Genomic DNA, 13,610 nt, shown 5'->3' on the forward strand with positions numbered 1-13,610 from the left:
CGTCTGCTCGCGCGGGAAAAATCACAGGCCCAGCGCCAGCGCCACCGCGATCGCCCACACCAGCATCGTCAGCCCGGTGTCGCGCAGCACGGGGATCAGCGCGGGCCCGACCTGGCCGCCGCGCACCGGACGCGCGGCCCGCCACGCCAGCGGGGCGGCGAGCAGGCCGACCGCACACCACGGCGTCGCGAGCATCAGCACCAGCGTCATGACCAGGGCCAGCGCCAGCAGCCCCTGATACAGCAGCCGAGTGCGCGCGTCGCCCAACCGCACGGCCAGCGTGATCTTGTCGGCCTCGCGGTCGGTGGGAATGTCGCGCAGATTGTTGGCGACCAGCACCGCCGACGACAGCGACCCGATCGCGACGGCCGACGCCAGGCCGACCCAGTCGACCCGCAGCGCCTGCGTGTACTGCGTGCCCAGCACCGCGACGAGGCCGAAGAACACGAACACCGCGACCTCGCCGAACCCGAGGTAGCCGTAGGGCTTCGAGCCGCCCGTGTACAGCCATGCACCCGCGATGCAGACGCCGCCGACGATGATCAGCCACGGCGCGCTGGCGAGTGCGAGCGCCACCCCGGCCACGCCGGCCACGCCGAAGCTCACCAGCGCCGCCGTCAGCACGGAACGCGGTGTGGCCAGCCGGGATCCGACCAGACGCAGCGGGCCTGCGCGCACGTCATCGGTGCCGCGGATGCCGTCGGAGTAGTCGTTGGCGTAGTTGACGCCGACGATCATCGCGACGGCGACGACCAGCGCCAGCAGCGCCTTCCACCACACCGCGGCCTCGAGCCAGGCCGCCGCGCCGGTGCCGGCGATCACGGGAGAAATGGCGTTGGGCAGGGTGCGCGGGCGGGCGCCCTCAACCCATTGCGCGACACTGGCCACGGCCTCATCGTTTCATGACGCCCGCGCGGAGTGACGACAGACACATTGTCGGGCCGTCGGTCGCGGGTCGAAGCTGAAACATATGGGACAAGACCGACTGAGCATGGGCGAGATTCGCAAGGATGCCGTCCAGGAGACTGTCCAGTCCGTGGCCATGACCATCGGTGAGGTGACCACCATCGTCACCACCGCCGTCAAGGACGTCGCCGACGCGATCGGCGGCCTGGCCACCGACGTCTTCGAGATCCGCGAAGGGGTCCGCCGGGCACGGGAGCGCGCCGAAGCCACAATGGACTGATGCTCGGAGTCATCGGCGGCAGCGGTTTCTACTCGTTCTTCGGCTCGGACGCGCGGACCGTCAACCTCGACACCCCGTACGGACCGCCGAGCGCTCCGATCACCGTCGGCGTCGTCGGCGAGCATGAAGTGGCGTTTCTCCCGCGCCACGGCGCCAAGCACGAGTTCTCGCCGCACACCGTGCCGTATCGGGCCAACATGTGGGCGCTGCGCGCGCTGGGCGTGCGGCGCGTCTTCGGGCCGTGCGCTGTGGGCAGCCTGACGCCCGACCTCGGGCCGGGCGCGATGGTGGTGCCGGATCAACTGGTCGACCGCACGCGCGGCCGCGAGGACACGTACTTCGATTCGGGCGGTATCCATGTGGAATTCGCCGATCCATACTGCCCGACGCTGCGCGCCGCGGTCACCGGTCTGCCCAGTGTCGTCGACGGCGGCACCATGGTCGTTGTGCAGGGCCCGCGGTTTTCCACCCGCGCCGAAAGCCAATGGTTCGCGCAGCAGGGTTTCACGCTGGTGAACATGACCGGCTACCCCGAGGCGGTGCTGGCGCGGGAACTGGAAATGTGTTATGCCGCAATCGCTTTGGTGACTGACGTGGATGCCGGCGTTGCCGTCGGCAGCGGCGTGCGGGCGGTCGACGTGTTCGCCGAGTTCCAACGCAACCTGGTGCCGTTCAAGAAGTTGGTGCACGAGGCGATCGACCAGGTGGCCTCGGAGAGGGCGTGCACGCACTGCCTGCCCCACGAAGGCGTCGAGCTCCCGTTCGACCTGCCATGAAAGTCCTCGTCACCGGCGCGGCCGGCTTCATCGGATCGCGGGTCGTGGCCGCCCTGACCGACCGGGGTCACGACGTCGTCACGGTCGACGCGATGCTGCCCGCCGCGCACGGCCCCGGAGCCGAGCCGCCCGAAGGGGTGCAGCGCATCGACGTGCGCGACGCCCGCGCGGTCGCCAAGCTGCTCGACGGCGTGGACGTGGTCTGTCACCAGGCCGCGGTGGTGGGCGCCGGGGTCGACGCCGGTGATGCGCCGTCCTACGCCAGCCACAACGACTACGGCACGGCGGTGCTGTTGGCGGAGATGTTCGCGGCGGGCTGTCAGCGGCTGGTGCTGGCGTCGTCGATGGTGGTGTACGGGCAGGGCCGGTACCGCTGCGTGGAGCACGGCATCGTCGACCCGCTGCCGCGCACGCGCGCCGACCTCGACGCGGGGGTGTTCGAGCATCGCTGCCCGATCGGCGGCGAAGAATTGAAGTGGCAGCTGGTCGACGAGGATGCGCCCCTGCGGCCGCGCAGCCTCTATGCCGCCAGCAAGGTCGCCCAGGAGCACTACGCGCTCGCGTGGGCCGAGTCGACGGGCGGCTCGGTTGTGGCGCTGCGCTACCACAACGTCTACGGGCCGTACATGCCGCGCGACACCCCCTATTCCGGTGTCGCGGCGATCTTCCGGTCCGAGCTCGAAGCCGGCGATGTGCCAAGGGTTTTCGAGGACGGCGGACAGATGCGCGACTTCGTCCACGTCGACGATGTCGCGGCCGCCAACGTCGCCGCCATCGAAGCCGACACCACCGGTTTCGCCGCGGCGAACGTGTGCTCGGGCAAGCCGATATCGATTCTCGAGATGGCAACCGAGTTGTGCGAGGCGCGCGGAGATGCCGCACCGGTGGTGACGGGCCAGTACCGCAGCGGCGACGTGCGGCACATCGTCGCGAGCCCGGCGGGTGCCGCCGAGTTGCTGGGATTTCGAGCCGTGGTGGACCCGCGCGACGGTCTGCGCGAGTTCGCATACGCGCCATTGCGGGGCTAACCAGCGCGCTTACCAAAGTGTGCGCTAGATGGATGGCCGCGAATCTGCGGCCGTGCTAGTTTTTGCCAGTCTGGGCCACTCGTTGACCAGCGTTTCCATTGGGTTGGGTTGAGGAGAGGCGCTCCCGTGTCAGGTAAGCACCACAAAAAATCGCGCATCCGGTCGACTGCCGCAAAGCGCGCAGGCACTGGTCTGGCCGCCGTCGCCGTCGGCGCCACCAGCGTGGCCACCGCCATCGTCACCGGGACTGCGCCGGCGATCTCGCCCGCGGTAGAGCTGATGGCGCTGATCACACCGGCCAACTCGACGTCGCAGATCTTCGCCGGCACCGAGTATTACGGAACCGATTACGCGAACTCGCAATACGTTCCGCCGCGCGTGCTGGTCCCGTTCTTCTTCGGCCCGCGCGGTATCGCTGACGCGATCGCCGCCGCTGACGACGACCCGAAGCGCACGGCCGTGATCTCGTCGGGTTGGGGCGCCGGACAGACCGGGACCGCGCTCGGGCTGCTCGGCGACGACGGACTCGAGAACGTCGATCTCGTGATCCTGGACAACAACACCAACCGTGCCGGTGGCGGCTTCTGGACGACGTACTGGCCGTTCGCGCCGCTGCTGCTGACGTCGAAAGCTGCGTCACCGAACGACTTGGACGTCACCGTCTGGGACGTCGGCTACGAATACAACGTCAACGGCAATGCCGTCACCTACCCGCTCAATGTGGTGTCGGACGTGAACAGCCTGGTGGCATATGTCTACGGATACGGCGCGCAGGGATCGGCGCGGCTGCCAGACGACCTCCAACCGGGCGTGCACTACATCGTTTCGCCCAACGGCGCCGTCAGGGAAGTGGCGCTTGGTCCTGGTGTCACAACCACATACGTGACGTTCGAATCCGATGGCCTGCCCGTGGTTCGGCCGCTGCGGCTGATCCCCGGTGGCGACATCCTGGCTGACACCCTCGAACCCGCACTGACCGAGATCGTGAACGCCGGATACAAGGACAACACACCCATTCCAGACGATCCGACGGTCGAGCGGCCGATGGGCCTGGGCATCTCCGAGAGCACCACGGCGCTGAACAACCTCCCCGGTGCAGTGCGAACGGGCCTGCGGGACGGCGCGCAGACCGCCGCCGAGGACGTCGCGAACCCGAGCAACTTCGTCACCAAACCGCTCGACGAGTTCCGCAAGCTGCCGCTGATCTCGACGCTGCCGAATTCCACGGTGTCGAACAACAACTCGACGCTGCGCTCGACGGATCCCGACGCCAAGAAGACCACCACCACGTCGTCGAAGCAGCGGCCGCGGCCGTTGAAGAAGATCGCCGAGAACGTCCGTTCGTCGCTGCGCAAGCTCACAGGTGCGGACAAACACAACCCGGCGGCGCAGTCGGAGAACGCGGGCAGCGACGACTCGTAGACGGCGGCGGGTTCTCGCCACAGCGCTTATCGTCGCGCTTGTGGTAACCGCACTGATCGTCGCGATCCGCGCCCAGCAGCGGCGGCTGATCTATTTCCCGTCGCCGGGTCCCGTGCCGTCGGCGGCGACGCTGCTGCCGCGTGGACGCGACGTCGTTCTCGAAACCGAGGACGGAATCCGTTTGGGCGCATGGTATCTGCCCGTGCGGGAGCAGCCTGGACCTGCGGTCGTGGTGTTCAACGGCAACGGGGGAGACCGGTCGCTGCGGGCCGGGCTGGCCGCCGGCCTGGCGCGTCTCGGCCTGTCGGTGCTGCTGTTCGACTACCGCGGCTACGGCGGCAACCCCGGCACGCCGTCCGAGAAGGGCTTGGCCGCCGACGCCCGCGCGGCACAGGCATGGCTGGCCGAACAGCCCGCCGTCGACCCGGCCCGAATCGTGTACTTCGGCGAATCGCTCGGCGCCGCAGTCGCCATCGGTCTGGCGATGGAACGACCGCCGGCCGCCCTGGTACTTCGCTCGCCGTTCACGTCGCTGGCCGAGGTCGGCCGCGTGCACTACCCGTGGCTGCCGGTCGGCTGGCTGCTCGTCGACCGCTATCCGTCCATCGACCGGATCGCGTCGCTGTCGGCACCGATCATGATCATCGCCGGCGACCGCGACGACATCGTCCCCGAGCGTTTGAGCAGGAAACTCTACGACGCAGCGCCCGACCCCAAACGCTATTTCGTGGTGCCCGGCGCCAACCACAACGATCCCGAACTCGTCGACGGCGACCGCATGCTGGAGGAGGTCGGCAGGTTCCTGTCGGAAGCGGGCCTGCGATAGTGATACTGGACGGATGAAGCCCGCAATCTGTGAGAAGTTCGGCATCGACTTCCCGTTGTTCGCGTTCAGCCACTGCCGCGACGTCGTCGCCGCGGTGACCAACGCCGGAGGCTTCGGCGTTCTCGGCGGAACGGCGTTCACCCCCGAACAACTCGACAAGGAACTGTCGTGGATCGACGAACAGGTCGGCGGCAAGCCCTACGGCCTCGACCTGATCGTGCCCGCGACCTACGAAGGCAAGGGCGAGAAGATCACGTCGTCCGATCTCGCTGCCCGCATTCCCGACGACGTGCGCGGCTACATCGCCGACGTGCTCGCCGCCCACGACATCGAGGCCGACCCGAAGCCGTTCGCCGGCGGCTCCTCGCTGGCGGGCACCACCGGCCGGGAACTGCTCGAGGCGGCGATGAGCCACCCCATCAAGCTGATCGCCAACGCGCTCGGGGTGCCGCCGGACTACATGATCGAGGCGGGCAAGGCGAACGGCATACCCGTGGCGGCGCTGGTCGGCGCCAAGGAGCACGCCGTCAAGCAGGTCGCCGCTGGCGTGGATCTCATTGTCGCGCAAGGCACAGAGGCCGGCGGCCACTGCGGCGAGGTGACGACGATGGTGCTCGTCCCCGAAGTCATCGAAGCCATCGACGGCGCGGTTCCCGTTCTTGCCGCCGGCGGCATCGTCACCGGCAGGCAGATGGCCGCGGCCGTCGCGATGGGCGCCGACGGCGCGTGGACGGGATCGGTGTGGCTGACCACCGAAGAGGCCGAGACGGCGCCGTACACCGTGCAGAAGTTCCTGGCGGCGTCCTCGCGCGACACCATTCGGTCGGCCGGTCGCACGGGAAAGCCTGCGCGGCAACTGAAGTCGGACTGGACCGACGCATGGCTGCCCAATGACGGCGGCCACAAGCCGTTGCCGCTGCCGCTGCAGTCCATGGTGGCCGAGCCCGTCATCCGCCGAGTCGACATGCTTGCGGCACAAGGGCATCAGGGCGCCCAGGCGCTGGCGACCTATTTCGTCGGCCAGGGCGTCGGGCTGATGAACAAGGTGAAGCCGGCGCGGGAGGTCGTCCGGGAGTTCATCGAGGACTACCTCGCCGCGACGGAGCGGCTGAGCAACTCGCTACCCGACTGACCACTCGATCACCGGCGGCCGTACAGCCGCGCACAGCGGTTGCCCCTTGCCGTCGGTGAGCCGCAGCCGCCCGATCAGCAATCCCGACTCGATCACCTTCCGCCATACGTCGTCCGGCACGTCGGCCAGCATCAGCTTGGCGCGACGGAACATGTCCATGCCGCCGTCGGCGTCGAGGCTGCCCCAGTTGAGGTAGATGAAGCGATCGCCCGGCGGCCCCTGGATGTACGGGCCGCGGATGTCGTCGCCGCTGACCGTGCAGTCGATCGTCCACGACACCTCGGCAGCGTCGCCGGGTTGCAACTCCAGCAGCGACGGCGGCCTGCGGCTGGTCTGCACGCCGACGTGGACGTTGGAATAGCCGGGGAAGTTGTGGCCGGGCGGGCACTCGCGACCGGGCAGGTCGGTGCCGACGATGCGGATCTGCACCCGTCCATTCTTGCGATTTCGGCGCGCAAACGTGCGCTCAGCGCCGTTTTGCGCGCCGAAATCGCCGAAATCATGTGTAAGTGATGCGCACCGAGATGGGGTCGCTCTGCAGCGCCCGCATGCCCAGCGCCGTCGCCGACTGGCTGAGCTTGCTATGGCCGCCGAAGCTGCGGGCCCTGGCGACGACATCGTCGTCGGGTACGAAAGCGGCTGTGCCCGTGCGCCATTCGTTCCCTACGCGCACGTTGGGGTTGGCGGTGATGTTGTGTGCCCAGCCGGCGCGGCGGCCGTGTTGAGAGATGACCCAGACGCCGGTGTCGTCGGCCCGGCCGGTGAGCGGTACCCGCCGCGGTAGCCCGGTCTTGGCGCCGACGGTTTCGAGTTCGACCACCGACGACGCCCGCACGCCGATCTTGTCGAGTGCGGCCACCAGCGGATTGAACATCAGGCGACCGAGCTGTCGTTCGAACCGGAACTTCCGCACTGCTTTGCGAGTATCGACGGCCATGAGCTGCACCCTCCGATGGACCATTCTTGGTTAACGACAATAATAGAATAATCTATCAAGAACAAGTGTGAGCCGCACCACGACCAATAAGGAGCGAAAACTCAGACCATCCGCCACAGCTGCCCGTCGCGCCGCACCACCGTGTGCCGCAGCACCAGTCCCACGTGCACCGCGATCACGAGCAGAAGCACCACCTGCGCGCCGATATGTGCTGCCAGCCAATCGATATCGCCGAAGATCAACAGCAGACCCGTGAACGGCACCACGAACAGCATCGTCAGCAGCAGTTTCTCCAGCACCGTCTCGAGCCTGCGTTCACCTGGCTCGAGATACGGCGCCCACGGCGGCAGCGGCGTGAACGCCCGCCACAGCACCCGCGCCATTCCGAGCAGCAGGATCGAAAGCCCCAGCAGCACATGGATTTCCGGCAGCGACACCCCGTCGGTCAGAAACCTGCCGGAGAACACATCGGTGAACGCCGCCGACATGTACTCGTCGCGGCGGGCATCGAGGTCTTCCTCCAGGCGCTCGATCTCGACCTCGAACAGCTCCTCGAGGCCGCGGTCTTTTGCCACGTCCTTGCCGATGTCCTCCAACGCGTCGATGCGGGCCTTCTCGCGGTCCAACGCCGCGTCGTCGGCCTCCATCGTCAACCCGACCAGGAACTGCCCCACGATCGCGAACACCGTCAACCAATGCAGGAACTTGGTGACGGCGCCATAGCCGTGTTCGCCGTTCCGCAGGCGCATACGCCCGAAGCTAGCCGAATTCAGTCGGCTGCCAGCGGCAATCGCACCTCGAAGCGCGCCCCGGTGTCGAGGTTCCTCGCCGACAGGGTGCCGCGATGCGCCTGCACCAGACCCGCCGCAATGGCCAGCCCGAGTCCCGACCCGCTCGGCAGCGACGAGTCCTCGCGCGGCACCCGCCCGTTGGAACCCCGATAGGAGACGTCGAAGACCCGCGGTAGATCGGCCTCGTCGATGCCCACGCCGGTGTCGTCCACGCGGGCCCACGCACACTCCTCATCGGAGCCCAGCGCCAACGCGACCCTGCCGCCCTCCGGTGTGTGCGCGATCGCATTGGCCACCAGATTCGACAGCACCCGCACCAGCGCGCGGTCGCTGCCGACCACCCGCACCGGTTCTGCGGGCAGGTCCGCCGTCAAGACCACGCCCGCCCGCTCGGCGGCGATGCGGTGTGCATTCATCACATCGTCGACAACCTCGTCGAGCGCCACCTTGTCGAACGCCGGCTGAATCGCGCCTGCGTTGATCTTCGACATCTCGAACAGGTCGTCGACCATCTCCGACAGTCGAATCGACTCCTGCTCAATGTGTTTGGCGTGCGAGCGGATCTCGTCGTCGGGTACCAGCCCGTCGGCGATCGCCTCGGACACCGCGCGGATCCCGGCCAACGGCGTGCGCAGGTCGTGGCTGACGAACGCGACCAGCTGTCGGCGCGACTGCTCGGCGGCGCGTTCGGAGTCGAGGATCTCTTGCTCCCACACCGTGCGGCGGGCCTGGAAGCGGGCCAACATGACGGCCGCAGGGATCGTCACGACTGACACGATCACCAGCACCACGGCCGTGCGCTCGAACGTCTCGGTCACCATGAACCCGCTGGCGCCAAGCACACCGGTGAATGTCGCCAGCGTCGGGATCAGCACCAGCGCTCCCATGCTGACCGCCAGCGACCAGGACCGCGCGAGCCGGATGATCAGCGCGCCGGCGACCACCACCGGCACCGAACACGCCAGCGCCCAGCCGACGATCTCCCAGATCTCATGCGACGGCACTCGAGCTCCACAGGTAGCCGCGGCCCCACACCGTCTGCACCCGGTGCTGGTCGCCGAGTTTGGTCCGCAACCGCTTGACGTGCACGGTCACCGTGGACAGGTCGCCGAACTCCCACCGCCACACATGCTTGAGCAGTTCCTCGCGGGAGAACACCGTGTCGGCGTGGGTCATGAAGAACAGCAGCAGGTCGAACTCGCGGTTGGTGAGGCTGACCGGCTCGCCCTTGACTGTCACCGCCCGCGACGCGGTGGACACCGCCAGCTCGCCCGCGTTCAGCTCCACCGGTGTGACGCCGAGCGGCGCCGGTGCGCGGCGTAACACCGAGCGCACCCGAAGGGCCAGTTCGCGCGGGCTGAACGGCTTGGTCAGGTAGTCGTCGGCGCCGGCCTCCAATCCGGCGATCCGGTCGTCCTCCTCGCCGAGCGCGGTCAGCAGAATGACCGGCACCGTGTAGTCGCCGCGCTGGCGCAGGCTGCGGCATAACGCCATACCGTCCGGACCGGGCATCATCACATCGAGCACCGCGACGTCGATCCGCTCGGAGCCGAGCAGCCGCAGGGCCTCGTTGCCGTCGCGCGCGATCGCGACTTCCAGGCCGTCCCGTTCCAGATAGCGGCGCACGACGTCGCGAACGACGGCGTCGTCGTCGGCGATCATCACGCGCGTCACAATCTCCGAGATTAGCCGGAAGCCATCTGTCACCTGCACGGATGTCACGCTTTCGTCACCGTTGGCGTTGGTAACCGCCAGCCACCTCGCCTAGGTTCGATGGGTATGGCCGATGTGACGGTGGTGTTGCCCTGTCTCAACGAAGCGGCCTCGTTGCCGGGTGTGCTTGCCGCCGTGCCGTCGGGGTATAGCGCCTTGGTGGTCGACAACAACAGCACCGACGGCACCGCCGACGTGGCCCGCAGGCACGGAGCGGCGGTGGTCTCCGAGCGCCGTCCCGGCTACGGGTCGGCGGTGCACGCCGGGGTGGAGGCGGCGACGACGCCGATCGTCGCGGTCATCGACGCCGACGGGTCGCTGGATCCCGCGGAGCTGCCTGCGCTGGTCGACGAGGTCGACCGCGGCGCCGACATGGCGATCGGGCGACGACGCCCGGTGCCTGGTCTGCGCTGGCCCTGGCATGCGCGGCTGGGCACGGCGGTGGTGTGCTGGCGGTTGCGCAGTCGTTACGGCCTGCCGGTGCACGACATCGCCCCGATGCGGGTGGCCCGTCGCGATGCCCTCCTGGGGCTTGGGATCGCCGACCGTCGCGCCGGTTACCCTGTCGAACTGATGGTGCGTGCAGCGAAGGCTGGATGGACGGTTGTCGAACGCGACGTGCCCTACGGACCGCGCACAGGCGGAAAGTCAAAGGTAAGCGGATCGCTTCGCGGCAGTATCAATGCGGGACTGGACTTTTGGCGAGCGATCACGTGATCCCCGTCACGCTCGTGGTCATCGCGAAGGCGCCGGTTGCGGGTTTCGCCAAGACCCGCCTGGCGGCGTCCGTGGGCGATCATGCGGCTGCCGACATCGCCGCGGCGGCCCTGCTGGACACGCTCGACGCCGTCGACGCCACTCCCGTGCAGGACAGAGTGGTGGCGCTCACCGGTGATCTGGATGCCGCCAGCGGTAGCGCCGAAATCCGTTCGCGCCTCGATGATTTGCGGGTTGTCGATCAACGCGGCGACGACTTCTCGGCGCGGTTGGCCAACGCGATCATTGATGCGGCGGCTGAGCGTCCGGTGTTGCTGATCGCATCCGACACGCCGCAGGTGACCGCGGGCCTGCTGACCGACTGCGCACAGGCATTGACCCACACCGACGTCGTCTTCGGCATGGCCCGCGACGGCGGCTGGTGGCTGCTCGGTGTCGCCGAGCCGTCGATGGCCGACTGCCTGCACACCATTCCGACATCACGCTCCGACACCGGTCCCGCCACCCTGGAAGCATTGCGCGAGAGGGGTTTAGCCGTGACGCTGGTGGCAGAACTGTCCGACGTCGACACCGTCGACGACGTCGACATCGTCCGCGCCGACTGCGCACCCGACAGTCGATTCATCAACGCGATCAAGGCCGCGGGGCTCTGACATGCTGGGCAATCTCTACGACCGCGCGCTGGACGGTGAGCGATGCTGGGTGCGGCATGACGACGGCCGGCTGCGCCAGTTGCCGGTCCGCAGCTGGCTGGGCGGCCACCACGCCGACCGCCAGTTCGACAACGCGGTGCTGAGACTGTGCTCGGGGCCGACGATCGACTTGGGTTGCGGTCCAGGTCGTTTGGTGGCGCGCCTGATCAAGCGGGGTGTGCCCGCACTCGGCGTGGACCAGTCGGCCACTGCGGTGGGATTGGCTCGCCGCAGCGGGGCGCCTGCGCTGCTGCGCGACGTGTTCGATCCGCTGCCCGCCACGGGCCGCTGGGAGACCGTGCTTCTGGCCGACGGCAACGTCGGGCTCGGCGGTGACCCGTGGCGAGTGCTGCGCCGCGCCGCGGAATTGCTCAGACGCGGCGGCCAGTGCATCGCCGAATTCGATTCGACGAGTTCGGGAGTCAACTCCGGATGGGTGCGGTTGGAATCGGCGCGCACGATCGGTCCGTGGTTTCGGTGGGCGTCGGTCGGCATCGATTGCGCGGCGCGGTTGGCCGACGACGTCGGCATGGCGCTGACCGGCATCCATCCGATCGGCGGCCGCGTCGTCGCCAGCCTGGCGCAGGCCTAGCCTCTACTCCTTCGCGCCAAGGTGAGCCGGATCGCGTAGGTCACCGCGGAAGCCGCGAACATGGCCGCGGTCAACAACAACCAGCGGCCAAGGAACGGTTCCTGTGTCTGGCCGGTCGCGGCCGCATACGTCGGTGCGCCCTGCTCGATGATTCCGGGCAGAAACATCAGCAGCGTCAGCCCGGCGCCCAGCAGCGGTGTCCGCACATAGTTCAGCACCGGCACCGCCGACGTGCGCGGTGCGGGCCGAATCCTGTTCGCGGCGACGAGGATACGGTCGATCAAAGCGTAGATAGGGAACAGCACGAGGTCGTGGGCGATGATCGCGGCGGCGAACCACACCACAATCGACTGCCACCAGGTGTTCGGGTTCCACAGCGTTATCGGCTTGATGGTGATCACGACATAGGCGAACAACGCGAATCCGGCGACGAGCGTCAACAGGTGCAACGGGTTCGAGCCGTACACCGCGCGGAACCGATCCAGTGCGGTGCGCATCAGGCGGGCCGAAATTCGATGGACGCCACCCATTTGGTGTTGTGTACACCGGGCAGACCGGGAACGATGATCCGCGCCGGGTAGCCGTGGTCCGGCGAAAGGTCTGCACCGTTCACACCAAGGGCCAGAAGCGAATCCGGATGCAGCACCTGGTTTGCCTGCAGGGTGGCGCGGTTGAATGCGCCGAAGCGCTCGACGGACCGCACGAACGCCGACGCCGGGTTCGACACGCCGGCGAGTTCAGCCAAGTCGCGCAGCCGCACACCGGACCAGGTCTCCGTCGTCGACCAGCCCTCCACGCAGGCGATCGGCAGTCGGGCGGTGTGTTGGGGCATCGCGGCAAGCGCGGCGCGGTCGAGCGTGACCGCAGAGGGGCCACCGCTCAACGTGACTCGCCACTGCGGACCGGTGGCCTCCGGCCTGATTCCCGCAGCCCACGCGGTCCGGTTCACCTGGAAGTCGTTCGGCCCGTCACCACGGGTGCGGCCGCGCGGCAACAGGATCGCCGCTTTCCGCGTGACGCCGCCGATGGTCTGGCCCGCCGTGATGGCCGCGATGAACAGCGCTCCGCCGCCCACCAGTGCGAGCGCGCCGCGGCGGCTGACCGTAGGCGGTGTCGGATCGGCGGCCACCAATCCGTCGGGCTCGTACGGCTCGGGAAGCGTATCGGTTCGGTTGGTGCGCAGCACCTCTCGCATGGACATCGACCGCAGGCCGGCCCACATGCGGGGAAGCTTGATCGCGATGTGCGCCAGGAAGCCGGCGATGAATACCCACGCCCCGTAGTAGTGCGCGGTGTAGAAGCTGAACCCGAAGATGTAGTCGTATTGGATGTTCAACACGCCGGTGATGATCTCGAACAGGATGCCGCCGACCAGCATCACCAGCGAAATACGTTCCAGCAGTTGGGCGATCGACCGTGCCGGCGGCCAGGCGAAGAGCCGCGGGATCACCGACCACAGCTTGGCCAGCACGACGGGAATCAACACCAGGCCGAGGCCGACGTGCACGCCCTGGTTGAGGCGGTAGATCCACGCAGGTTCGGTCGGCCAGTCGAACGTCGGCAATTTCAACCATCCGACGTCGCCGGGAATGGCCTGGCCGAACTGCGGGCCGTAGGCGATATAGGACAGCAGGCCGGTGATGATCACGATCGGCAGCGCGACCAACAACACCGAGCCCAACACCGACGTCAGCCACGGTCCGCGCAACGGGCTGCGCCAGCGCGCAATCCGCTGGACCAACCGTGGGCTCGCCATTCCCCGATTATCCCGACGCAGCGCGCCCGGAGCTGGGATCGT

General features: G+C 68.0%; 17 protein-coding genes. 9 read left to right on the top strand and 8 right to left on the bottom strand.

Going from position 1 to position 13,610, the window contains the following annotated elements; genetic code table 11:
- Positions 1 to 21: 21 nt before the first annotated feature.
- Positions 22 to 888: a 1,4-dihydroxy-2-naphthoate polyprenyltransferase gene (locus tag CQY20_RS09350; protein ID WP_097939805.1), complete on the bottom strand. Its 867-nt coding sequence runs from the start codon at positions 886 to 888 to the stop codon at positions 22 to 24.
- Between the two features lie 82 nt (positions 889 to 970).
- Between CQY20_RS09350 and CQY20_RS09355 the strand changes: the two genes are divergently transcribed.
- From CQY20_RS09355 to CQY20_RS09380, 6 genes are all read left to right on the top strand, one after another.
- Entirely contained in the window at positions 971 to 1,186 is a 216-nt protein-coding gene (locus tag CQY20_RS09355; protein WP_097939806.1) for a hypothetical protein, read from the top strand.
- Positions 1,183 to 1,962 carry an S-methyl-5'-thioadenosine phosphorylase gene (locus tag CQY20_RS09360; protein WP_174814752.1) on the top strand — a complete coding sequence of 260 codons (780 nt, stop codon included), beginning with the start codon at positions 1,183 to 1,185 and terminating at the stop codon, positions 1,960 to 1,962. Before CQY20_RS09355 ends, CQY20_RS09360 begins: the two co-directional genes overlap by 4 nt.
- A complete protein-coding gene (locus CQY20_RS09365; protein WP_097939808.1) occupies positions 1,959 to 2,990 on the top strand; it encodes an NAD-dependent epimerase/dehydratase family protein in 1,032 nt (343 codons plus the stop codon). Before CQY20_RS09360 ends, CQY20_RS09365 begins: the two co-directional genes overlap by 4 nt.
- A 126-nt stretch (positions 2,991 to 3,116) precedes the next feature.
- Positions 3,117 to 4,412, top strand: a complete 1,296-nt coding sequence (locus CQY20_RS09370; protein ID WP_097939809.1) for a PE-PPE domain-containing protein — start codon at positions 3,117 to 3,119, stop codon at positions 4,410 to 4,412.
- Positions 4,413 to 4,452: 40 nt separating this feature from the next.
- Positions 4,453 to 5,238 carry an alpha/beta hydrolase gene (locus tag CQY20_RS09375; protein ID WP_097939810.1) on the top strand — a complete coding sequence of 262 codons (786 nt, stop codon included), beginning with the start codon at positions 4,453 to 4,455 and terminating at the stop codon, positions 5,236 to 5,238.
- Positions 5,239 to 5,251: 13 nt separating this feature from the next.
- Entirely contained in the window at positions 5,252 to 6,370 is a 1,119-nt protein-coding gene (locus CQY20_RS09380; protein ID WP_097939811.1) for an NAD(P)H-dependent flavin oxidoreductase, read from the top strand.
- On the opposite strand, the gene CQY20_RS09385 is transcribed toward CQY20_RS09380, so the two are convergent.
- The 5 genes from CQY20_RS09385 to CQY20_RS09405 all read right to left on the bottom strand — a co-directional run bounded on the left by CQY20_RS09385 (position 6,359) and on the right by CQY20_RS09405 (position 9,772).
- Positions 6,359 to 6,799, bottom strand: coding sequence for a DUF5990 family protein (locus CQY20_RS09385; protein ID WP_097939812.1), 441 nt, complete (start codon positions 6,797 to 6,799; stop codon positions 6,359 to 6,361). The two genes, CQY20_RS09380 and CQY20_RS09385, sit on opposite strands and share 12 nt — an antisense overlap.
- 70 nt (positions 6,800 to 6,869) lie before the next feature.
- Positions 6,870 to 7,307: a nitroreductase family deazaflavin-dependent oxidoreductase gene (locus CQY20_RS09390; protein ID WP_174814690.1), complete on the bottom strand. Its 438-nt coding sequence runs from the start codon at positions 7,305 to 7,307 to the stop codon at positions 6,870 to 6,872.
- Between the two features lie 101 nt (positions 7,308 to 7,408).
- Positions 7,409 to 8,056 (bottom strand): cytochrome b, encoded by a 648-nt coding sequence (locus CQY20_RS09395; protein WP_097939814.1) that lies wholly within the window; start codon positions 8,054 to 8,056, stop codon positions 7,409 to 7,411.
- A gap of 20 nt (positions 8,057 to 8,076) precedes the next feature.
- The gene (locus tag CQY20_RS09400; RefSeq protein ID WP_097939815.1) at positions 8,077 to 9,102 is read right to left on the bottom strand and encodes a sensor histidine kinase; all 1,026 of its coding nucleotides are present in this window, start codon (positions 9,100 to 9,102) and stop codon (positions 8,077 to 8,079) included.
- Positions 9,089 to 9,772, bottom strand: coding sequence for a response regulator transcription factor (locus CQY20_RS09405; RefSeq protein ID WP_097939867.1), 684 nt, complete (start codon positions 9,770 to 9,772; stop codon positions 9,089 to 9,091). Before CQY20_RS09405 ends, CQY20_RS09400 begins: the two co-directional genes overlap by 14 nt.
- Before the next feature lie 99 nt (positions 9,773 to 9,871).
- Between CQY20_RS09405 and CQY20_RS09410 the strand changes: the two genes are divergently transcribed.
- The 3 genes from CQY20_RS09410 to CQY20_RS09420 are packed head-to-tail and all read left to right on the top strand — an operon-like array spanning position 9,872 to position 11,812.
- A complete protein-coding gene (locus CQY20_RS09410) occupies positions 9,872 to 10,528 on the top strand; it encodes a glycosyltransferase family 2 protein (protein ID WP_371871028.1) in 657 nt (218 codons plus the stop codon).
- Entirely contained in the window at positions 10,525 to 11,181 is a 657-nt protein-coding gene (locus CQY20_RS09415; RefSeq protein WP_097939817.1) for a TIGR04282 family arsenosugar biosynthesis glycosyltransferase, read from the top strand. The genes CQY20_RS09410 and CQY20_RS09415 overlap by 4 nt, the downstream gene beginning before the upstream one ends.
- Before the next feature lies 1 nt (position 11,182).
- Complete coding sequence (locus CQY20_RS09420; RefSeq protein ID WP_097939818.1) at positions 11,183 to 11,812, top strand: methyltransferase domain-containing protein; 630 nt, start codon at positions 11,183 to 11,185, stop codon at positions 11,810 to 11,812.
- Here the strand turns inward: CQY20_RS09420 and CQY20_RS09425 are convergent.
- Complete coding sequence (locus tag CQY20_RS09425) at positions 11,809 to 12,309, bottom strand: hypothetical protein (RefSeq protein ID WP_097939819.1); 501 nt, start codon at positions 12,307 to 12,309, stop codon at positions 11,809 to 11,811. The two genes, CQY20_RS09420 and CQY20_RS09425, sit on opposite strands and share 4 nt — an antisense overlap.
- Complete coding sequence (locus CQY20_RS09430) at positions 12,309 to 13,568, bottom strand: molybdopterin-dependent oxidoreductase (RefSeq protein ID WP_097939820.1); 1,260 nt, start codon at positions 13,566 to 13,568, stop codon at positions 12,309 to 12,311. Before CQY20_RS09430 ends, CQY20_RS09425 begins: the two co-directional genes overlap by 1 nt.
- Positions 13,569 to 13,610: the final 42 nt, after the last annotated feature.

Origin of the sequence: Mycolicibacterium agri (assembly GCF_002553505.1) — a bacterium.
Lineage (GTDB): Bacteria > Actinomycetota > Actinomycetes > Mycobacteriales > Mycobacteriaceae > Mycobacterium > Mycobacterium agri.